The organism is Phenylobacterium sp. (genome assembly GCF_004799515.1).
Classification (GTDB): Bacteria; Pseudomonadota; Alphaproteobacteria; order Caulobacterales; family Caulobacteraceae; genus Phenylobacterium.
The window spans coordinates 18,140-37,926 of sequence record NZ_SSMX01000010.1; the positions used below are offsets into that span (position 1 = coordinate 18,140).

The window sequence follows — 19,787 nt, forward strand, 5'->3', positions numbered from 1 at the left end:
ATAAGGCCAGCCATCAGAGCGCCTTAGGGCGACGCCGGTCTGAGGCTGGACTGTCGGAATTGTCCCGGGGCTGAGCGTCCGCCACAAAATCTCCCTAAGATATCGACGGTTTGCGAGGAACTTTCGCCCACGCCTTGGGAGTTGCCGCCTGCACCATAGCGCAACAAAAGCAGGAGCTCTCCCCATGCTGAAACGCAATCTTTTCGCGGTCGCCGCCCTCGGCGGCGCCCTGACCCTCGCCGGGGCCGCCAGTGCTCAGGCTCCGGGCGGCGCGCCCGGCGGAGCCCCCGGTGCGGCTAGCCCCGGTGCGCCCAGCACCAGCCTGCCCGGCCAGCCGGCCGCGCCCGGCGCGACCAATCCGGGCGTGACGAACCCGAGCCTGCCCGGCGACACGACGTCCTCACCCACGCCTTCAACTTCGCCGAGCGCCCGCAGCGCCGGTGACGCCGGCACGGGCGCGTCGTCAACCAGTTCGACCATGAGCAAGTCGGGCAAGACCAAGGGCGGCAACCCCACCGGCTGCGCGGCCGGATCCTCGACGAGCACGCCCTGCGCCAGCAGCACGCCCCAGGGCAGCGCCCTCGGCGCGACGCCGCACTAAGCGGGAAGACCCGCTGATCCAGCCTCGCGGGCCGCCGGAGCAATCCGGCGGCCTTCGCGCGTCAGAACGAGACGCAGGCGGCCTGGGTGATCAGGAGGACGGAGTCCTGATGGAAGCGGGCCTTGTAGGCGTTGCGCACCGCCTCGACGCGGGCCGGCGCGTCCCGGCCCTTCGGCAGGACGATCAGCACGACCTTGGAGGCTTCGCGGATCAGGCGGTTCTCGTCGCCCTGCCACTGGCCGCCGCCATCCATCACGGTGAGGCCGTCAGGGAACTTCGGCGTCAGCTCGTCGTCCACGAACTTCTGGAAGTCCGCGGCGGTGACCGCGGGCTTGTCGCCGATGTTGCGGCCGAAGAAGAGCTGCGCCGTGCGCCGGGCCTCCTGCCCCGCCGGACAGGCGGGCAGCGGTTCCGGCGGCGGGCGCGGCGCGGTGGCGCACCCCGCCAGTCCCGCCAACCCCACCGTCAGAAGCAGCACGGCCCCCAGCCTGTTCATCCGCCGATCAGCTCCCGTCCGATCAGGAAACGCCGGATCTCATTGGTGCCGGCGCCGATGTCATAGAGTTTGGCGTCGCGCACCAGGCGCTCCACCGGAAATTCCTTGGTGTAGCCGGCGCCGCCCAGCGCCTGCACCGCCTCCAGGCTGACCCGCACAGCGTTCTCCGAGGCCATCAGGATCGCGCCCGCCGCGTCGAAGCGGGTGGTGAGGCCGGCGTCGCAGGCCCGGGCCACGGCGTAGACGTAGGCGCGCGCCGAGTTCAGGGCCACGTACATGTCGGCGATCTTGCCCTGCATCAGCTGGAAACTGCCGATCGGCTTGCCGAACTGCTTGCGCTCGCGGACGTAGGGCAGGACCACGTCCAGGCAGGCCTGCATGATCCCCAGCGGTCCGGCGGACAGCACCGCGCGCTCGTAGTCGAGGCCGCTCATCAGGACGCCGACCCCGCCGTTCTCGGGGCCCATGATGTTCTCTTCCGGGACCTCGCAGTCCTCGAACACCAGCTCGGCGGTGTCCGAGCCGCGCATGCCCATCTTGTCGAGCTTCTTCGAGACGCTGAAGCCCTTGAAATCCTTCTCGATCAGGAAGGCGGTGATGCCCTTGCCGGCCGCGTCGGGATCGGTCTTGGCGTAGACCACCAGGGTGTCGGCATGCGGAGCGTTGGTGATCCAGAACTTGGTCCCGTTCAGCACATAGCGGTCGCCGGTCCTGCGCGCGGAAAGCCGCATGGAGACCACGTCGGAGCCGCTGCCCGCCTCGCTCATGGCCAGCGAGCCCACGTGCTGGCCGCTGATCAGGCCCGGCAGGTAGCGGCGCTTCTGCTCCTCGCTGCCCCATCGGCGGATCTGGTTCACGCAGAGGTTGGAGTGAGCGCCATAGGAGAGGCCCACCGAGGCGGAGGCGCGGGAGACCTCCTCCATGGCCACCACATGCTCGAGGTAGCCCAGGCCCAGGCCGCCGTAGTCCTCCTCGACGGTGACGCCGTGCAGGCCGAGTTCGCCCATAAGCGGCCAAAGCTGGCGCGGGAAGGCGTTGGTCTCGTCGATCTCGGCGGCGATCGGAGCGATCTTGTCGGCGGCGAAGCGGGCCGTGGTCTCGCGGATGGCGTCGGCGGTCTCGCCGAGGCCGAACTCCAGGCTAGGGCCATGGTTAGGGATCATGCCCTGCGCTTAGCATGCGTCGGCCAGCCTCGCGAGCTTGGCCGTGGCGGCTAGCGGCGGTCGCGCGCCTCGCGCTCGGCGGCGCGGCCCAACCGGTCGAGCAACAGGTAGACGGCCACCACGAAGAAGCCGACCCCGGCGATGCCGGCCAGGCCGCCGACCACCTTGGGCCCCAGCCAGGCCGAACCGACGCCCGCGCGCGCATAGGTCGCCCAGAACACCCCGCCGCCGAAGAACACCAGGCCCAGCACCGCCAGGGCCGCGAGCGTCAGGAGCCCGCCTTCCGGGCGTTCCGGCAACGGCTGGACCACAGGCGCGTCGAAGCCGAAGGGCGCCTGGTCGTCGATGACCCGGCGGTCGTGGTCCAAGGGCACGCGGTCGAAAGGGCCGCGGCTGAAGGGGTGGCCCTCGTCATGGTCTTCGTCATGCGGCTCGGCGCCGTCTTCCTCGATGACCTCATCGGCCAGGCGGAAGAGGTCGGGGCCGCTGGCGCTCTCGTCCTGCGGTTCGAATTCCACGCGCGAGGCCCAGGGCGGCGGCGCGGGTTCGTCCTCCGACGCGGCCTCAGGCTCCGGCGCGCGCAGGAAGAAGGGCATCGGATCGTCGAAGGGCGCTGGCGCCTCGGGCTCCGGATCCGGCCTGACCGAGATCGCTTGGGGCGGCGCAAAGTCGGCCTGAGGATGCGGCGTCTCGGGGATGCGTTCGGGATGCGGCTGCGGCCGCACCTCCGCCTCTTCGTGCGACGGTTCGTCGAGCAGGTCGGGATGGGCGGTTGCGGCGGACGCCTCGCCAAACGCCGGCTCATCGGACTCCTGGAAGAGTGTGGAGAGGCGCGCGGTGACCGACTCGGCGGCGGCGCGGGCCGGCCCCTCCGCCGCGTCCTCCTCGGGCGCCACGGGCGGCGGCTCGGGCGCATCCTCGCGTGTCACCACCAGCTGGTCGCCGTCCAAAGAGGTGGTCACCTCCACGGGCTTCTGGACCGGCACGATGTCGTGGGCGTCGGTGTCCAGCAGGGGCTTCAGGATCGGCGACGGCGCCGGGACCCAGACGCCGCCCGGCGGGGTCAGGAACAGCGTCTTCTCGGCGCTGCGGCGGCGCACCAGGGCGTCGACCACGATCCGTTCGCCACCGACATTGGCCTTGCGCCACAGCTCCATGGCGCAGGCCGCCTGGATCAGCGACCCCTCGTTCAGCCGCCGCAGGACGCCGGACTGGTGGAAGCTGTCGAGGCCGATGTTGAAGACGAAGGAGGCGAGCGCATCGAACTGGTTCTGGGTCAGCGTGGCGAACACCGCCTCGTTGACCGCGTGCGCGACGCCGATCAGGTCGTAAAGCAGCAAGGCCTCGGCGTCGTCGGGCGAAACTTCGGCGCCCTGGCGCGCGGTCAGCGTATGGCCATGGCCGATCGTCCAGCGCCCGTCGGGCAGCTGGGCCGCAGTCTTGCGATAGCCCTCGAACCGCTTGATCAGGTCGATCGCGGTCCGGGAGACACGATGGCGAGGCAGCATGACCTCTGACCCAGTTTGAAACACGCGCTGACGCGCCCCGGCCATCACCGGCAATTCCCGGGCCGCCGACTTACGAGGCCCAATCCTTACAATAGGATAAGCGCCGCAATTCCCAGAAGGGCTAAGAATCCGAAGAAGTCGGTCATGAAGGTGACCACCACGACGGACGACACCGCCGGGTCGCGGCCATAGCGTTCCAGGACGATCGGAGCCAGGATTCCGCCCAGGGCGGCGACGAAGAAGTTCGACAGCACCGCCAGGAAGACCACGAGCGCCAACCTCAGGTCGTGCCAGAAGATCCAGGTGGCGACGCCCAAGAGCGCGCCCATGGAGGCGCCCTCGAACAGGCCTACCAGAAGCTCGCGGATGATGACGCGGCGGGCGTTGGCGGCGTTCAGCTCGCGGCTGGCGATGGCGCGCACCGCGACCGTCAGGGTCTGGGTGCCGGCGTTGCCGCCCAGGGACGAGACGATTGGCATCAGGACGGCGAGCGCCGTCAGCTTGGCGATCTCGCCCTGGAAGGCGCCGACCACTGCGGCGGCCACCGCCTCGGTCACCAGGTTGATCACCAGCCACGGCAGGCGCGAACGCACGATGCCGGCGAAGTCGGCGTCGCGGCCCGCGTCGGAGACGCCGGCCAGGGCCAGGATGTCCTCCTCGGTCTCCTCCTGGATGACGCCCACGATGTCGTCGACGGTGATCTGGCCCACCAGCCGCCCGCCGGGCTCGGTGACCGGCGCGGAGATCAGCCGGTACTTGTTGAAGATGTAGGCGACCTCTTCCTGGTCCATATCGACCGGGATTTCCGTCACCTGCTCCATGATCTGGGCGAGCGGGGTGTCGCGCGGCGAGCGCAGCAGGTGGCTGACCGGGCAGGCGCCGACAGGCTTGTAGGCCGGGTCGACCACATAGACGTCGAAGAACAGCTCCGGCAGGTCGCCGCGCTCGCGGCGCAGGTGGTCGATGGTGTGGCCCACGGTCCAGAACTGCGGCGCGGCCACCACCTCGCGCTGCATCAGGCGGCCGGCGGTCTCGTCCTCGTAGGCGAGCGTGGTCTCGATGGCGGCCCGCTCGACGTCGGGCATGGCGGCCAGCACCTGGGCGCGCTTGCCGGCGTCGAGGTCGTCGACCACGCCGGCGGCGTCGTCGCTCTCCATCTCGCCCAGGGCCTGGGCGAGGACCGCGGAGGAGACGTGCTCGAGGATTTCCTCGCGGATCTCGGTGTCGAGGTCGGCCAGCACCTCGCCCAGCAGGTCCGGCTGCAGGTGCGGGACCAGTTCCTCGCGGTCGGCCGCCGAGAGGAAGCCCATCAGGTCGGCGACGTCGGCCGGGTGCAGGGCGCCCAGGAGCTCGCGCAGCCGCTCACTGTCGCCGCGGTCCAACGCGTCGACCACCATCGGCACATAGGCCGGGTTCAGCTCGTAGTTTTCCTCAAGGGCGAGGTCTTCGAGGTCCTCGTCGGTCTCAGGCGGCTCTTTCAGCAGGAGGTCGTCCGTTTCACGGCTCATCGCGGACCTCCCTGGCTGATGTCGGAGCTTAAATCCTAAATGATTCCGGGACCTTGATTCACTGGTGCGGTCGAGAAGACTCGAACTTCCACGGGTTGCCCCACAGCGACCTCAACGCTGCGCGTCTACCAATTCCGCCACGACCGCTCGTGGTGAGGCGCGGGGGGTAGCAAACAGCGACGGCTTTGTGAAGGGCGCCCCCAAAGAGGGTTGTGGGAGACACCCCCGAAGCCGCCCCGAAGCCGCCTACGCCTGGCCGCCGGCCATGAAGTCGTAGACGTTGGCCTCGCGTGTCACGGCGATGGAGATCTTCTCGTCGTTGATCTGGATCTCGCCGCGGGCGATCGGGTGGTTGTTGGCCAGGATCCAGACCTCGTCGTTCACCGCCGTGTCGAGGGGAATCACCGCACCGCGGCCCATGCGCAGCAGCTGCTGCATGGGGAGCGTCGAGCGCCCCAGCACCACCTGGATCTCCACATTGACCGCCTTGACCTGGCTCACGGATACCGCCTTCCGACTACGCGGGCTTTGCGTCTGCCAAGCCCAGGCCCCACATTGGCCCTGACATGCTTGACCGGGTGTTAAACCTAGACCGTAAAGCGCCGATTTTCGGCCGGCAGGACGGCGCCCCGGCAGGCTGGGCGGCCTCCGCCGCGCCCGTGCCCTACCCCGAGGCCGTGGCGGCCATGGAGGCTCGGGCGGCGGCCATCGCCGAGGGCCGGGCCGGCGAGCTGGTCTGGCTCCTGGAGCATCCGCCCCTCTACACGGCCGGCGTCTCCGCCAAGCCGGGCGACCTCCTGGACCCCGGCCGGTTCCCGGTGTTCGACAGCGGCCGGGGCGGCCAGTACACTTATCACGGGCCCGGCCAGCGGGTGGCCTATGTCATGCTCGACCTGACGGCCCGCCGCCGCGACGTGCGGGCCTTTGTCGCGGCCCTGGAGGCCTGGGTGATCGGGGCGCTGGGCCGTTTCAACGTCACGGGCGAGGTGCGCGAGGGCCGGGTCGGCGTCTGGGTGGAGCGCCGCACCGCCGGCGCGCCGGCGCGCGAGGACAAGATCGCCGCCATCGGAGTGAAGCTGCGCCGCTGGGTGTCCTTCCACGGGATTTCCCTGAACGTGGAGCCTGATCTCGGCCATTTCAGCGGCATCGTCCCCTGCGGGGTGACTGAGCACGGGGTGACCAGCCTGGTCGATCTCGGTCTGCCGGTGACCCTCGACGAGGCCGACGCGGCGCTCCGCGCCAGCTTCGAAACGGTGTTCGGGCCGACCGTCGCGGACACAGCCCCGCTCTAGGCGCCACCCCCGAGTCGATGCGATGGAAGCGACGATGTCCGATCGCGTCCCGCTTCGCCGCCCGCGCCTGCCCCGCCGCCTGGGTCTCGCCGCAGCCCTCATGGCCGCCGCCGCCCCGGCGCTCGCCCAAGGGGTCATCGTCAGCTATCCGGCCTCCCGCTCGCTGGCCGACGTGGGCGCCTGGCTGCAGCGCGACACGCCTTTGCAACTGCCGCAGGTGATCGACGTCAGCCCGTCCGCGGTCACCGCGGTGCTCGCCGCGGCGCCCACCGGCGCGCCGCGCGGCTTCGTCGCCCAGATCAGTTCCGAGGCCGTGGACCCGCAGATCGCCAGCCGAGAGGGCATCGCCTCCTGGAGCATCCCCGTCGACGTCGATTGCGACCGGCGGATGGTGCGCCTGGGTCCGATGACCGGCTACCGCAGCCGCGACCTGGCCACCGACCCCAAGGTGGTGCGCGAGGCCGACGTCACCTGGGTCAGCCCGACGGCCAGCGCGCCCCTGGGCGCGGTGGTCCGCGCGCTCTGCGACCGCGACTACCACCGCCCCTTCGCCGGCAAGACCAAGCTCGCCGCCGCCAAGCCGCCGCCGGAGACCGGGCGGGCGACCCGCAACCCGGCCGCCCCGACTCAGGCTCAGGCTCAGGCTCAGGCCGATGCGCCGGCGCTGCGTCCAACCCTGGCGCCCGCCCCGTCGTCAGCCCCGTCGCCTGCGATCGCCAAAGCCGCGCCGGCGCCGAAGGCCGAGCCGGCCCCGTCCGCGCCGCTGAAGGGCGGCGGGACCATCGCCGTGCAGATCGGCGCCTCGCCGAGCCGGCCGGACATCGAGGCGCTGCTGGCCAAATTCAAGAAGGCGCACGCGGCGGAACTGACCAACCTCACGCCCAACGTCGCCACCGCGCAGGTCGACGGCAAGACCGTGAACCGGGCGCTGATCTCGGGCTTCGCCACCAACGCCGAGGCCAACGCCTTCTGCAAGGCGCTGGAAGCCTCCGGCCAGGCTTGTTTCATCCGCCGCTGATCGCGGTTTGACGCCGCCGCTGGCGCGCGCATTGTTGCGCCGCAGCTAAAACGGGGGCGATAGGTGAACGGACTCAATTTCGCAGCGCTGGCCTGCGCCGCCGGCCTCGCCGCCATGCCGGCCTGGGCGGCGGATGCGCCGAAGGCGCCCACCATCGACCAGTCGCTGGAGATGGCGAGCTTCGGGTCGCCGAAGATCTCACCGGACGGCAAGAAGGTGGTCTACGAGGTCACCACGACCAACTGGGACACCAACGCCTTCGAAACCACGCTGTGGATGGCCGACGCCGCCGCCGGGGGCCGGCCACGCCGCCTGACGCTAGCGCAGAAGTCCAGCAGCGACGCGGCCTGGTCGCCGGACGGGCGCTGGATCGCCTTCCTTTCCGACCGTCCCGGCGCCTTGCCGAAATCGCCCGTCGACAAGAAGCAGCTCTACGTCATGCCCGCCGACGGCGGCGAGGCCCAGCAGGTCGCCGTCTTCGAGAAGGGCGTGAACAGCTTCGAGTGGTCGCCACAGTCGAACAGCCTGGCGGTCGCCGCGGAGGTCCCCGATCCCAAGGCTCTGAAAGACCGCAAGGAGGCCTTCGGCGATTACCACGTCATCCATGCGGACTACGGCATGGTGCAGCTGTGGCTGGTGCGCTTGCCTGAAACCGACACCGCCGGGCGGGCGCTGCCGCCGCCCGCGCCGGTCCCGATCACCGAGGACGAGACCTTCAGCGTCGGCGAGTTCTCCTGGGCGCCGGACGGGCGCACCCTCGCCTTCTCCGCCCAGCGCGACCCGGACCTGATCTCGGCCTTCACCAGCGCCATCTACACCGTCGCCGTTTACACCAAGACGGTGAAGAAGATCGTCGACGCACCCGGGCCGAACACCGACCCGCACTGGTCGCCGGACGGGACGCAGATCGCCTTCCGCGCCGCGCCGGGCGCCAAATACTTCTTCTACGCCAACCAGAAGATCGCCGTGGTCGGCCGCGACGGCGGCCCGGTGAAGGTGGTCGATCCGGCCTTCGACGAGGACGCCGCCGTAGTCCGCTGGGCGCCGGAGGGCATCTATTTCAGCGCCCGCAAGGGCGTCGAATCCCACCTCTATCTGGACGATCCGGCGACCGGGACCGCTAAGCTCGTGCCCTTACCGGGCACGGAGATCGCCAGCCGCTTCAGCTTCTCCAAGGACTTCCAGAAGGTGGCCTACCTGGGCGCCAACGCCAACGCCTACACCGAGGTCTACACCCAGCTCCTGGGTGGCGGCGTCGCGGTGAAGCTGACCCGCGGCGGCGACCAGGTCGGCGGCCGCGCCATCGCGCGGCGCGAGGTGGTGTCCTGGAAATCCGGCGACGGGACCCGCGTCGAGGGCGTGCTCTACACCCCCGCCAACTTCGACCCGGCGAAGAAATATCCGCTGCTGGTGGTGATCCACGGCGGGCCGACAGGGATCGATACGCCGTCGATCAGCGCCGACCGCTACTATCCGATCGAGCGGTTCGTGGAGAAGGGCGCGGTGGTCTTGCGGCCCAACTACCGCGGCTCCGCCGGCTACGGCGAGAAGTTCAGGTCGCTCAACGTCCGCAACCTGGGCGTCGGCGACTATGCCGACGTGATCAGCGGCGTGGACTCCCTGATCGCCAGGGGCTTCGTGGACAAGGACCGGGTCGGCGCCATGGGCTGGAGCGAGGGCGGCTACATCTCGGCCTTCATCACCACCTCGTCCGACCGGTTCAAGGCGGTCTCGGTGGGCGCCGGCATCTCCGACTGGATGACCTACTACGCCAACACCGACATCACGCCTTTCACCCGCCAGTACCTGTTGGCCACGCCCTGGGACGACCCGAAGATCTACGCCAAGACCTCGCCGATCACCTATGTGGCCAAGGCCAAGACGCCGACGCTGATCCAGCAGGGCAGCGCCGACAAGCGCGTGCCGGTGGCCGACAGCTTCGAGCTGCGCCAGGCGCTGGAGGACCACGGGGTGCCGGTGAAGATGGTGCTCTATGACGGCTTCGGCCACCCCATCAACAAGCCCAAGCAGCAGCGCGCGGTGATGGAGGAGAACGAGAACTGGTTCGGCCACTACATCTTCGGCGAGCCGCTGGCCCCGGCGCTGACGCCCGCGCCGCCGAAGAAGGCCGCGGCGGACTAGATCGTCAGCGCCGGCCGCAGCGGGTTGGGGCCATAGCGGTTGGCGCCGGCCTCGCCCGGCATGGCGCCCAGCTCCACGCCCGCCCAGACCAGCACCAGGGTGAAGATGAAGTCGAAGAAGCTGAGCGGCTGGGGCCAGACGGCGACGATGGCGGCCAGCACCAGGGCCGCCCACCAGCCGGAACGGCCGCGGTCGTGCAGGCGCTTCGAGAGCACGCAGGCCGCGCAGTAGAACAGCGGCGGATAGACGAACCAGCCGGTGATCCAGTGCAGGGCGACACCGGCGACCGCCTCATAGAAGACCGCGATCAAAAGCAGCGCGCCGGCGGCGGTCAGCGACGGCATGCGCGCCGCGCGGCCATCGGCCGAGAAGAACAGCTCGCTCCAGTCCGTCTGGCCGTTCATGCGAGGCCCCCGAGATTCGCGGACGCCAGCATAGCGCGGCCGGCCCGACTCAGGCGAATTCGACCAGCACCTCGTCGGCTGCGACGCTGTCGCCGGCCGCGGCGTTGACCGCCTTCACCGTGCCATCCCGCTCGGCGCGGATGATGTTCTGCATCTTCATCGCCTCGATGACGGCGACCGCCTCGCCGGCGCGGACCAGCTGGCCCACGGCGACGTCGAGGGTCACCACCAGGCCCGGCATGGGCGAAAGCACCATCTTGGAGGTGTCGGCCGCCTGTTTGGGCGGCAGCTTCTCGTGCAGCTCGGCGATGCGCGGGGTCAGCACCAGCACCTGGGCCGAGGCCGCGCGGTGGCGGATGCGGAAGCCCTCCGGCGCAGGCTCGACCTGGGCGGTGAAGGCCCGGCCGTCCAGCACCCCGCGGAAGGTGGGTTTGCCCGGCCGCCAGTCGACGCCTTCGAGCCGCAGTGTACGCCCGTCCTCCAGGAACTCCACGGTCAGCGCTTCGCCGTTGGTCACCCGCACCAGGCGCCGTTCGCCTGCCTCGATCACCACCCAGTCGTCGCGCAGCAGCTCCGGCGCGGCGCGGCGGGTCAGGGTGCGATGCATGGCGCAGGCCACGGCGGCCATCAGGTCGCGCTGGAAGGGTGTCGGCGCGGTCCCCCAGAAGCCGTCCGGGAACTCGTCCTTGATGTAGTTGGTCGAGAGCTTGCCGGAGCGGAACCGCTCCTGGTCCATCACCGCGGCCAGGAACGGGATGTTCTGGCCCAGGCCCTCGATGTGGAAGTCCTCCAGCGCTCGGCCCATGGCGTCGATGGCCGCCTCGCGTTCCGGCGCCCAGGTGGACAGCTTGGAGATCATCGGGTCGTAGAACATCGAGATCTCGTCGCCCTCGCGCACGCCGGCGTCATTGCGCACGGTGGCCTTGGCCGTCTCGCCCTCGGCGGGCGGATTGTAGCGCACCAGGCGGCCGATGGAGGGCAGGAAGCCGCGGTAGGGGTCTTCCGCATAGATGCGGCTCTCGATGGCCCAGCCCTTGATCTTCAGGTCGCCCTGCGCGAACGGCAGCGGCTCGCCGTGGGCCGAGCGGATCATCTGCTCGACGAGATCGATCCCGGTGATCAGCTCGGTCACCGGATGCTCCACCTGCAGGCGGGTGTTCATCTCCAGGAAAAAGAAGCTCTTGTCCTGGCCGGCCACGAACTCGACGGTGCCGGCGCTGTCGTAGCCGACGGCCTGGGCCAGCGCGACCGCCTGGGCGCCCATGGCCGCGCGGGTGGTCTCGTCCAGCAAGGGGCTCGGCGCCTCCTCGATGACCTTCTGGTTGCGCCGCTGGATCGAGCACTCGCGCTCGAACAGGTGGACCACGTGGCCGTGCTTGTCGCCCAGCACCTGGATCTCCACGTGCCGCGGGCTCTCGATGAACTTCTCGATGAAGATGCGGTCGTCGCCGAAGCTGGCCTTGGCCTCGGCCTTCACCGCCGGGAAGCCCTCCTCGACGTCCTGGCGGGTCCAGGCGACGCGGATACCCTTGCCGCCGCCGCCGGCCGAGGCCTTGATCATCACCGGATAGCCGATCTCCTCGGAGATCCTGATCGCGTGGGCCGTGTCGTCGATCTCGCCCACATGGCCCGGCACCACCGAGACGTTGGCGCGCGCGGCGAACTTCTTCGATTCGATCTTGTCGCCCATCGCCTCGATGGCGTGCGGGTTGGGGCCGATGAAGACGATCCCCTCCTCGGCGCAGCGCTTGGCGAAGCCGGCGTTCTCCGACAGGAAGCCGAAGCCCGGGTGGATCGCCTCGGCGCCGGTCTCGCGGCAGGCGGCGATGATCTTGTCGGCCACCAGATAGGACTGCGCCGCCGGGGCTGCGCCGATGAAGACGCCCTCGTCGGCCATCTCCACGGCCATCGAATCGGCGTCGGCGTCGGAATAGACCACCACCGTGGCGATCCCCATCCGGCGGCAGGTCTTGATGATGCGGACCGCGATCTCCCCGCGGTTAGCGATAAGGATCTTCGAAAACATCTACGCCCGCACCCCAGCCTCACTTCCGAACAGCAGGCCGGGACCTTAGATTGCTCGTCATGAGCACGCCACAACTCTCCCCGTCCCAACTGTCCCCCAGCGGCTTCGACCTGACCCCGCCTACCGCAGAGGAACGCAAGGCCCTGGAGGCCACGCTGACCCGCGAGGAGGCCGAGGTCCTCTTACACCACGGCACCGAGGCGCCATTCTGCGGCGGCCTGCTCGATCAGAAGGACGCCGGCGTCTACTGCTGCCGGCTCTGCGGCCTGCCGCTGTTCGAGCACAAGACCAAGTTCGAGAGCGGCACCGGCTGGCCCTCGTTCTGGGCGCCGGTGGACGAGACCCATGTGAAGGGGATCGAGGACCGCTCCTACGGCATGCTGCGCATCGAGACGACCTGCGCCCGCTGCGGCAGCCACCAGGGTCACGTCTTCCCCGACGGCCCGCCGCCCACCCGGCTGCGCTACTGCATCAACTCGGTGTCGCTGGAATTCGTCCCTTACGGCGCGCCCCTGCCCGACCGCCTGCACCGCGGCGAAGGCCTGGCGAAGGCAAGCGCGCCGGCCGCCTGACCGCCTTCCTGTCCTCATCCTCCGGTCGCCCGAAGAGGCGATCCGGGGACCCCAAGCTGAACCGGCCCACCGGCGACTCAACTTGGGTCGCCCGGACAAGCCGGGTGATGACGACGCTGGGGGGCTAGTTCTTCTTTCCCGCCATGGACTGCCCAGCGCCTGCGCCGCCCGTGCCCGTCTCCACCGGGTCGCCGGCCTCGCGGATCTGTTGGCCGAGGACGCTATCGCCGTAGCCGGAGCTGGGCGTGGTGAAGTAGTTGCCCTTGGCGATCCGCAGGTTGTTCTGCACGTGGTTCACGCCGGAGATGTCCTCCACCAGGCGCTCGGCGCGGTGCTTGGCCTCGCGGCTGTCCACCGTGCCTGACAAGGTCACCTCACCGCCGGAGACCGACAGTGAGATGTTGGAGGCGTCGAGCCAGTGGTCGTCGGTCAAGCGCTCGTGGGCGTCGTCGTTGATCCGTTCGTCGGCGCGCTTGTAGCCCTGAGGGCCACGCCCGCGATGGGCGCCGCGGGCGTCGCCGCCCTCGAACATCCGGCCTTCGCCGCCGGCGTTGAACCAGCCCGCCACCTTTTCGCCGGCCCGGTGCAGGAAGTCGCCGGCGTTCCGGCCCGCGTCCTCGAAGCGTTGGGTGCGGGCGCGGTCGGGGGTCTCGCCGCGGCCGCCGTCGCCATAGCCGCGCTCGTAGTCGTAGCCGCCGGCGCCGCCGCTGGCCGCCCGATTGAAGTCGCGGCCGTAGCCGGTCGGGTCCCGGCTGCGGTCCTCGCCGCGATAGGCGCCGTAGCCCGGCTGACCGAAGCCCTGCTCGTGATAGCGGTCGCGGGTGGGGCTGTAGCCGGCGTCATAGCCGCCGGGGACGTCGCCGTACTCGACGCCGCCCTGGCCGTATTCCTCGCGGTGGACCCGGCCCGCGCCGTCGTCGCCGTAGAACCGGCCGCCATCGGCATAGGCGCCGCCGCGGCGATAGTCCTGGCGGCTGACGCGCGGGGGATCGCCGTAGCCGCCCTGGCGCATGGCCGGGCTGACGCCGCCGTAGTGCGGATCCTGCCAGCCGCGCGCGGCCGAGCCGGAGCGGGTCTCGCCTGACGCATAGGCGCCCGATCCGGCGCGGCCATAGCTGGCCCCGCTTTCGCGCTCACCGAACACCCGGTCGCGGCCGCCGCGCTGCGCCGCGTAGGCGTCGGGGCGGTCATCGGCGTCCCAGGTGCGGTCCTCGTCATAGCCCGAGGCCCCTTCAAGGCCCCGCCCGTCGCGTTCGCGGATCCGCCGCTCGCGGTCGTCCATCCAGTTGCTGCCGGCCATGGGAAAGTCCTCCGTTCGTGTGGGGCGTTTGCTGCCCCCACAACCGGAGCCGTCCGGCAGAGGTTCCGGGAAAACCGACCCTAGAGCGGAATGTTGTCGTGCTTCTTCCAGGGGTTCGACAGCGTCTTGCCCTTGAGGTTCTTCAGCGCCTTGACGATCCGCCGGCGCGTGCCGTGCGGCATGATCACGTCGTCGATGTAGCCGCGCGAAGCGGCCACGAACGGATTGGCGAAGCGGGCCTTGTACTCAGCCTCACGCGCAGCGATGGCGTCCGGGTCGCCGATCTCGGAGCGGAAGATGATCTCCACCGCGCCCTTCGAGCCCATCACCGCGATCTCGGCGGTGGGCCAGGCATAGTTGATGTCGCCGCGGATGTGCTTTGAGCTCATCACGTCATAGGCGCCGCCATAGGCCTTCCGCGTGATCAGGGTGATCTTCGGCACGGTGGCCTCGGCGAAGGCGAAGAGCAGCTTGGCGCCATGGCGGATCAGGCCGCCCTGCTCCTGCTTGGTCCCCGGCATGAAGCCCGGCACGTCGACGAAGGTGATCAGCGGGAATTCGAAAGCGTCGCAGAAACGCACGAAGCGCGCGGCCTTGCGGGAAGCGTCGATGTCCAGCACCCCGGCCAGCGCCAGGGGCTGGTTGGCGACGATGCCCACCGGCTGGCCGTCCAGCCGCGCGAAGCCGCAGACGATGTTCTTGGCGAAGTCCGGGCTGATCTCGAAGAAGTCGGCCTCGTCGACCACCTTCAGGATCAGCTCCTTCATGTCGTAGGGCTTGTTCGGGTTGGCCGGCACCAGGGTGTCGAGGCTCATCTCGTCGCGGTAGGCCTCGTCGAAGCTCTCGCGGATCGGCGGCTTCTCGCGGTTGGAGAGCGGCAGGAAGTCCACCAGGCGGCGGACCTGGGTCAGGGCCTCCAGGTCGTTCTCGAAGGCGCCGTCGGCCACGCCGGACTTCATGGCGTGGACGCGGTAGCCGCCCAGCTCCTCGTGGCTGACCTCTTCGTGGGTGACCGTCTTCACCACGTCGGGGCCGGTCACGTACATGTAGCTCGTGTCCTTCACCATGAAGATGAAGTCGGTGATGGCCGGCGAATAGACGTCGCCTCCGGCGCAGGGGCCCATGATCACGCTGATCTGCGGGATGACGCCCGAGGCCAGCGTGTTCTCCAGAAAGATGTCCGCGTAGCCCGCCAGGCTCTCGACGCCTTCCTGGATGCGCGCGCCGCCGGCGTCGAATAGGCCGATGATCGGGGCGCCGACCTTCAGCGCCTGCCGCTGGACCTTGAGGATCTTCTGGGCGTGCGCGCCGCTGAGCGAGCCGCCGAACACCGTGAAGTCCTTGGAGAAGACGAAGACCACCCGGCCGTTGATCCGGCCCCAGCCGGTGATCACGCCGTCCCCGGGGATCTTCTGGTCGGCCATGCCGAAGTCGGTGGCCCGGTGCTCGACGAACATGTCGAACTCCTCGAAGGAGCCCTCGTCGAGCAACAGGTCGACGCGCTCGCGCGCGGTCAGCTTGCCCTTGGCGTGCTGGCTGGCGATACGCCGCTCGCCGCCGCCGACGCGCGCGTCTTCGCGCCGCTTCTCAAGCTCTTCGAGAATCTGCTTCACGCGGAAAAGGCCCCTTCCCTGAACGGAAGAAGGGGTAGAGCGCGGCCGCCCAGGTGGCAAGCTTAGGCCGGAGGCCTTAGGCCCGCAGGTCGATCAGGCTGCGGTAGAGGGCCTGCTGGGTGGTCTTGAGCTGCAGCACCGGCAGGGGCGCGGCGGTCCCAGCCGGCGGCGGGGGCGCGTCGTCCGCGTCGCCGTCGAAGTCGTACAGCAGGCGGCCGAGGGTCTGGGCGGTTTCGGTGCGCACCGTCGCCGGCGAGGTGGCGCTGAGCTGTTCCTGCGCCTGCATCAGGGCCGTCATGGCGGCCGGCCCGAGCGCCACGGCGGTGGCGATGTGCGGGACCGGCGCGGGCGGCGGCTGGTCCTGCAGCGAGGGGGCCTGGGCCGTCGGCGTCACGGCGCGCGCCGTCATCCCCTGTATCAGGGTGGGACGGCTGAAGGATGTGACCGTGGCGATCACAGGTTGCAATCCGCTCCAATCCGGCACGGGCGCCGGGGGGTTCGGACAATCTGTCGCAAGTTCCAGGCCGAACGCGGTTCACCGACCTGATTAGATGAACAGACCCTCGAACCAACGCTGCAACAGCACCGCCTCGCCGCGCAGGCGCTCGGTGCGTTCGGCCGCCTCGGCGTCGATCCCCCACTGCTCTTCCTGCCACGCCTCATCGAGGCGCGAGAGGTCGAAAGCCGCCTCGCCGCTCAGCCAGCCGCGCTGCAGGGCGATGGCCAGGACCGCCGAGCCGAACAGGGGCGCGCCGAAGGCCAGGCCCGTGAGCCCGAAGTTGTCCAGCGCCAGGGCCAGGGCCTTCACCCGCGCCAGGGTCTCCGGCGGCTGCGGCTGGTGGACGATGCCGTCCGCCGGGAGGAAGGCCAGTCCCAGCTCGGCCTCCGCGCGGCCCAGCACCGGGCCCCAGAGCGCCTGCTGGCGCACCCGCAGGCCCACGGGCGTCTCGGCGTAGTAGCAAAGCAGGTCGGAGGCGGCGTAGTCGGCCACCGACTGGGCCGTGGCCTCGCGGGCGGCAGGCACAGCCTCCAGCGCGGTGTTGGCCAGGCGCGTCACCGGCATGGCCGCCAACTCCAGGACCTCGCCCTGCCCGGCCCACTCGCGCGCCACCTGCTGGGCCAGCGCCTCGGTGGGCAGGACCACCGGCGCGCCCTTGAGGCTCTTCAGGCCCCGGCCGTCGAGCAGGATTGAAAAGCCGCCGTTCATCTCACCGACAGAAACGTCGGCGTAGAACCGTCTCGGCCTGTCGCCGGGTTCGTGAAATCCTCGCGCCAAGCTTGAGTAGCTCCGTAACGTCCCGGCCCGCATTGCGCCGCTTTTGAGTGACATGATCGCGGTCGGGGATAAGCGCAAGGAGACCATACAGGTGGCGCTTGCCGATCAGGACATGATGGCCGCGATCGCGGTCACCCGTTTCGGCCTCGGGGCCAAGCCGGGTGAGCTCGCCCAGGCGCGCCAGGACCCGCAGGGCTTCCTCCGCAGCCAGATCCGCCGCTCCGGCGCCGACCAGCCGGTGGGCGGGGCCGCGAGCACCGGCCAGCGCATGGCCGAGTTCCGCGACTTCCGCCGTGAACGCCGCGAGGCCCGCGTCGAGAAGACCGCCGATGTGAAGCCGGCCTCCGCACAGATGACCGGCGCCCAGATGGACGCCGCCAATCCGGCCATGGCTGACGGCGCGGGCGGCAAGCGCGAGGCCTTGGATCCGGTCAAGCAGATCGGCAATGTCCTGCGCAAGGACATCGCCGCCGACTTCGGCGCCCGCGCTCAGTTGGCCGCCACCACCGATGCGGCCTTCCGCGAGCGCTGGACCCTGTTCTGGGCCAACCACTTCACTGTCTCGGCCTCCAAGGCGGTCACCGGCACGGTGATCGGGCCCTTCGAGGAAGAGGCGATCCGGCCGCACGTCTTCGGCCGGTTCGACGCCCTGCTGGCCGCAGCCGAGACCCATCCGGCCATGCTGACCTACCTCGACCAGATCCAGTCGATCGGGCCGGACAGCCAGGCGGCGCAGATGATGCGCAACGGCGCGGGCCGGTTCGGAGCGGCCCGCCTGCAGCCCGCCGTCCAGCGCACCGCCGGCCTCAACGAGAACCTCGCCCGCGAGATCATGGAGCTGCACACCGTGGGCGTGAACGGCGGCTACACCCAGGCCGACGTCACCGAGTTCGCCCGCGCCATGACCGGCCTCTCCATCGGCGGCCAGCGCGATCCGGGCTATGGCGCGGCGGTGTTCCGCGAGGCGGCGCATGAGCCCGGCGAGCGCACCGTCATGGGCGTGCGCTATGACGAGCGCGGCAAGGAGCAGGTCAGCGCCATCCTCAGCGACCTGGCCGCCAAGCCGCAGACCGCCCGGTTCATCTGCGGCAAGCTCGCCCGCCACTTCGTGGCCGACGACCCGCCGCCGGCCCTGACCGCCCGGCTGGAAGCCGCCTGGACCGCCAGCCAGGGCGACCTGGCCACGGTGGCCGCCGCCCTGATCGCCGCGCCGGAAGCCTGGGACCCGCGCCCCGCGAAGTTCAAGACGCCCTATGAGTTCATCGTCTCCAGCTACCGCGCGGCGGGGACGGAGCCGATGGGCTTCCAGCAGCTCGGCCCGATCCTCACCGCGCTCGGTCAGAAGCCGTTCTCGCCCGCCTCGCCCAAGGGCTGGCCGGACGACGCCGGCTCGTGGGCGGCGCCCGACGCCATCGTCAAGCGCATGCAGTTCGCCCAGAACTTCTCCACCCAGGCCGTCGACGGCCGCGATCCCTCGGCGCTCGCCGTGGCCGCGCTCGGCGAACGCCTGCGGCCCGAAACCGCCAAGGCCATTTCCCGCGCGGAATCCCGCGCCGAGGGCTTCGCCCTCCTGCTGATGTCGCCGGAGTTCCAACGCCGATGAACGCGCCCCTGAACTTGTCCCGCCGCGGGGTGCTCGCCAGCGCCGCCGGCTTTGGCCTGTCGCTGCAGCTGATGGCCGTCCCGGCGATGGCCGCCGATGGCGACCTGAACAAGCGCAAGGTGATCGTGGTCATCTGCCGCGGCGGCATGGACGGCCTGAGCGTCGCCCCGCCCATCGGCGATGGCGAGTATCATGGGCTTCGCGGCGGCCTGGCGCTCACCGACGCCGCCCTGCCGGTGGACGGGACCTTCGCCTTGCACCCGCAGCTCACCAGCGTCCACGCGCTCGCCAAGGCCGGCGAGGCGCGGATCGTCCCGGCCATCGCCACCCCTGACCGCGCCCGCTCGCACTTCGAGGCGCAGGACGTCCTGGAGACCGGCGCGGCCGGGGTCTATTCGACGACCTCCGGCTGGCTGAACCGCGCGGTGGAGACCATCTCGGTCCACCGCAAGGTCGACGCCCTGTCGGTGGGTCCGACCGCGCCGCTCATCCTGCGCGGCAAGGTGCAGACCGCCTCCTGGTCGCCGGGCCGCTCGGTGGACGCCGAGGCGCGGCTGCCGACCCTGCTGCAGGACCTCTACCGTGACGACGACCTGCTGGGCCCGGCGCTGGCCCGCGGACTCGCCACCGAGACCATGGCCAAGGACGCCACCGCGGGCCTCTCGGGCGCCCAGCCCAGCGGCATGATGGGCATGGTCGGCTCGTCCGCCGGCGCCGGGGCAGGTCCCAAGGCGGGCGCGGGCGGCGCTCAGCCGGGCCGTGAGGCGGCCAGGACGCTCGGCCAATCCCTGGCCGGCTTCATGCGCGAGCCCGGCGGCCCCACCGTGGCCGCCATCTCGCTCGATGGTTTCGACAGCCACGCCAACCAGGCCAACCTCCTGACCCAGCGCCTGGCCTATCTCGACGCGGTGCTGGACGGCGTCCACCAGGGCCTCGGCCCGGAATGGAAGAACACCGTGGTCCTGGTCGCCACCGAGTTCGGCCGCACCGCCCGCGCCAACGGCACCGGCGGCACCGACCATGGCACCGGTTCCACGGCCCTGATCCTGGGCGGGGCGCTGAAGGGAAACGGCATCGTCGGCGACTGGCCGACGCTGAAGCAGCAGGCCCTGTTCGAGAACCGCGACGTGGCCCCGACGCTGGACATGCGCGGCCTCTTCAAGGGCGTCCTGGCCGACCACATGGGCGTCGACCGCACGGCCCTTGAGACCACCGTCTTCCCGAACAGCGCCGCGGCCCGGCCGGTGACGGGGCTGGTTTAGCCC

General features: G+C 70.3%; 18 protein-coding genes and 1 tRNA gene. 7 read left to right on the forward strand and 12 right to left on the reverse strand.

Features of this window, described 5'->3' with window-relative positions; all coding sequences use genetic code 11:
* The first annotated feature begins 184 nt into the window (after positions 1-184).
* Positions 185-601 carry a hypothetical protein gene (locus tag E8A49_RS05055; protein ID WP_293377056.1) on the forward strand — a complete coding sequence of 139 codons (417 nt, stop codon included), beginning with the start codon at positions 185-187 and terminating at the stop codon, positions 599-601.
* Positions 602-662: 61 nt separating this feature from the next.
* Here E8A49_RS05055 and E8A49_RS05060 read toward each other — a convergent pair whose 3' ends face one another.
* The 6 genes from E8A49_RS05060 to E8A49_RS05085 form a co-directional block, all read right to left on the reverse strand.
* On the reverse strand, positions 663-1,097 hold the full coding sequence (locus tag E8A49_RS05060) for a DUF3574 domain-containing protein (RefSeq protein ID WP_293377059.1): 435 nt from the start codon (positions 1,095-1,097) through the stop codon (positions 663-665).
* A complete protein-coding gene (locus tag E8A49_RS05065; RefSeq protein ID WP_293377062.1) occupies positions 1,094-2,260 on the reverse strand; it encodes an isovaleryl-CoA dehydrogenase in 1,167 nt (388 codons plus the stop codon). Before E8A49_RS05065 ends, E8A49_RS05060 begins: the two co-directional genes overlap by 4 nt.
* Positions 2,261-2,310: 50 nt before the next feature.
* Positions 2,311-3,768, reverse strand: a complete 1,458-nt coding sequence (locus E8A49_RS05070; RefSeq protein ID WP_293377065.1) for a lysozyme — start codon at positions 3,766-3,768, stop codon at positions 2,311-2,313.
* Between the two features lie 86 nt (positions 3,769-3,854).
* Positions 3,855-5,276: a magnesium transporter gene (gene mgtE, locus E8A49_RS05075; RefSeq protein WP_293377068.1), complete on the reverse strand. Its 1,422-nt coding sequence runs from the start codon at positions 5,274-5,276 to the stop codon at positions 3,855-3,857.
* Between the two features lie 62 nt (positions 5,277-5,338).
* A tRNA-Leu gene (locus E8A49_RS05080) sits at positions 5,339-5,423 on the reverse strand.
* 99 nt (positions 5,424-5,522) lie between these two features.
* A complete protein-coding gene (locus E8A49_RS05085; protein ID WP_293377071.1) occupies positions 5,523-5,777 on the reverse strand; it encodes a FliM/FliN family flagellar motor switch protein in 255 nt (84 codons plus the stop codon).
* 65 nt (positions 5,778-5,842) lie between these two features.
* On the opposite strand from E8A49_RS05085, the gene lipB reads away from it, so the two are divergent.
* The 3 genes from lipB to E8A49_RS05100 all read left to right on the forward strand — a co-directional run bounded on the left by lipB (position 5,843) and on the right by E8A49_RS05100 (position 9,728).
* Entirely contained in the window at positions 5,843-6,568 is a 726-nt protein-coding gene (gene lipB / locus E8A49_RS05090; protein ID WP_293377074.1) for a lipoyl(octanoyl) transferase LipB, read from the forward strand.
* Between the two features lie 34 nt (positions 6,569-6,602).
* Entirely contained in the window at positions 6,603-7,586 is a 984-nt protein-coding gene (locus E8A49_RS05095; RefSeq protein WP_293377077.1) for an SPOR domain-containing protein, read from the forward strand.
* 63 nt (positions 7,587-7,649) lie between these two features.
* Positions 7,650-9,728: a S9 family peptidase gene (locus E8A49_RS05100; RefSeq protein ID WP_293377080.1), complete on the forward strand. Its 2,079-nt coding sequence runs from the start codon at positions 7,650-7,652 to the stop codon at positions 9,726-9,728.
* On the opposite strand, the gene E8A49_RS05105 is transcribed toward E8A49_RS05100, so the two are convergent.
* Positions 9,725-10,132, reverse strand: coding sequence for a DUF805 domain-containing protein (locus E8A49_RS05105; protein WP_293377083.1), 408 nt, complete (start codon positions 10,130-10,132; stop codon positions 9,725-9,727). The two genes, E8A49_RS05100 and E8A49_RS05105, sit on opposite strands and share 4 nt — an antisense overlap.
* A gap of 49 nt (positions 10,133-10,181) precedes the next feature.
* Positions 10,182-12,158 (reverse strand): acetyl/propionyl/methylcrotonyl-CoA carboxylase subunit alpha, encoded by a 1,977-nt coding sequence (locus E8A49_RS05110; protein ID WP_293377086.1) that lies wholly within the window; start codon positions 12,156-12,158, stop codon positions 10,182-10,184.
* Positions 12,159-12,217: 59 nt separating this feature from the next.
* On the opposite strand from E8A49_RS05110, the gene msrB reads away from it, so the two are divergent.
* Positions 12,218-12,730 carry a peptide-methionine (R)-S-oxide reductase MsrB gene (msrB, locus tag E8A49_RS05115; protein WP_293377089.1) on the forward strand — a complete coding sequence of 171 codons (513 nt, stop codon included), beginning with the start codon at positions 12,218-12,220 and terminating at the stop codon, positions 12,728-12,730.
* A gap of 124 nt (positions 12,731-12,854) precedes the next feature.
* Here the strand turns inward: msrB and E8A49_RS05120 are convergent, their stop codons facing one another.
* The 4 genes from E8A49_RS05120 to E8A49_RS05135 form a co-directional block, all read right to left on the reverse strand.
* Positions 12,855-14,030: a BON domain-containing protein gene (locus tag E8A49_RS05120; protein WP_293377092.1), complete on the reverse strand. Its 1,176-nt coding sequence runs from the start codon at positions 14,028-14,030 to the stop codon at positions 12,855-12,857.
* 80 nt (positions 14,031-14,110) lie between these two features.
* The gene (locus E8A49_RS05125; protein WP_293377095.1) at positions 14,111-15,643 is read right to left on the reverse strand and encodes an acyl-CoA carboxylase subunit beta; all 1,533 of its coding nucleotides are present in this window, start codon (positions 15,641-15,643) and stop codon (positions 14,111-14,113) included.
* Positions 15,644-15,719: 76 nt separating this feature from the next.
* Complete coding sequence (locus tag E8A49_RS05130) at positions 15,720-16,052, reverse strand: hypothetical protein (protein ID WP_293377098.1); 333 nt, start codon at positions 16,050-16,052, stop codon at positions 15,720-15,722.
* 138 nt (positions 16,053-16,190) lie between these two features.
* Positions 16,191-16,973 (reverse strand): ATP12 family protein, encoded by a 783-nt coding sequence (locus tag E8A49_RS05135; RefSeq protein WP_366928787.1) that lies wholly within the window; start codon positions 16,971-16,973, stop codon positions 16,191-16,193.
* Positions 16,974-17,010: 37 nt separating this feature from the next.
* Between E8A49_RS05135 and E8A49_RS05140 the strand changes: the two genes are divergently transcribed.
* Both E8A49_RS05140 and E8A49_RS05145 read left to right on the forward strand, forming a co-directional pair.
* A complete protein-coding gene (locus E8A49_RS05140) occupies positions 17,011-18,522 on the forward strand; it encodes a DUF1800 family protein (RefSeq protein ID WP_366928788.1) in 1,512 nt (503 codons plus the stop codon).
* Positions 18,519-19,784, forward strand: coding sequence for a DUF1501 domain-containing protein (locus tag E8A49_RS05145; protein WP_293377107.1), 1,266 nt, complete (start codon positions 18,519-18,521; stop codon positions 19,782-19,784). Before E8A49_RS05140 ends, E8A49_RS05145 begins: the two co-directional genes overlap by 4 nt.
* Positions 19,785-19,787 lie beyond the last annotated feature (3 nt).

Bases quoted from the DNA above. Each gene is read 5' to 3' on its own strand.
- E8A49_RS05055 (WP_293377056.1), top strand. From the start codon at position 185: ATGCTGAAACGCAATCTTTTCGCGGTCGCCGCCCTCGGCGGCGCCCTG.
- E8A49_RS05060 (WP_293377059.1), bottom strand. From the start codon at position 1,097: ATGAACAGGCTGGGGGCCGTGCTGCTTCTGACGGTGGGGTTGGCGGGA.
- E8A49_RS05065 (WP_293377062.1), bottom strand. From the start codon at position 2,260: ATGATCCCTAACCATGGCCCTAGCCTGGAGTTCGGCCTCGGCGAGACC.
- E8A49_RS05070 (WP_293377065.1), bottom strand. From the start codon at position 3,768: ATGCTGCCTCGCCATCGTGTCTCCCGGACCGCGATCGACCTGATCAAG.
- mgtE (WP_293377068.1), bottom strand. From the start codon at position 5,276: ATGAGCCGTGAAACGGACGACCTCCTGCTGAAAGAGCCGCCTGAGACC.
- lipB (WP_293377074.1), top strand. From the start codon at position 5,843: ATGCTTGACCGGGTGTTAAACCTAGACCGTAAAGCGCCGATTTTCGGC.
- E8A49_RS05095 (WP_293377077.1), top strand. From the start codon at position 6,603: ATGTCCGATCGCGTCCCGCTTCGCCGCCCGCGCCTGCCCCGCCGCCTG.
- E8A49_RS05105 (WP_293377083.1), bottom strand. From the start codon at position 10,132: ATGAACGGCCAGACGGACTGGAGCGAGCTGTTCTTCTCGGCCGATGGC.
- E8A49_RS05110 (WP_293377086.1), bottom strand. From the start codon at position 12,158: ATGTTTTCGAAGATCCTTATCGCTAACCGCGGGGAGATCGCGGTCCGC.
- msrB (WP_293377089.1), top strand. From the start codon at position 12,218: ATGAGCACGCCACAACTCTCCCCGTCCCAACTGTCCCCCAGCGGCTTC.
- E8A49_RS05120 (WP_293377092.1), bottom strand. From the start codon at position 14,030: ATGGCCGGCAGCAACTGGATGGACGACCGCGAGCGGCGGATCCGCGAA.
- E8A49_RS05130 (WP_293377098.1), bottom strand. From the start codon at position 16,052: ATGACGGCGCGCGCCGTGACGCCGACGGCCCAGGCCCCCTCGCTGCAG.
- E8A49_RS05135 (WP_366928787.1), bottom strand. From the start codon at position 16,973: ATGTCACTCAAAAGCGGCGCAATGCGGGCCGGGACGTTACGGAGCTAC.
- E8A49_RS05145 (WP_293377107.1), top strand. From the start codon at position 18,519: ATGAACGCGCCCCTGAACTTGTCCCGCCGCGGGGTGCTCGCCAGCGCC.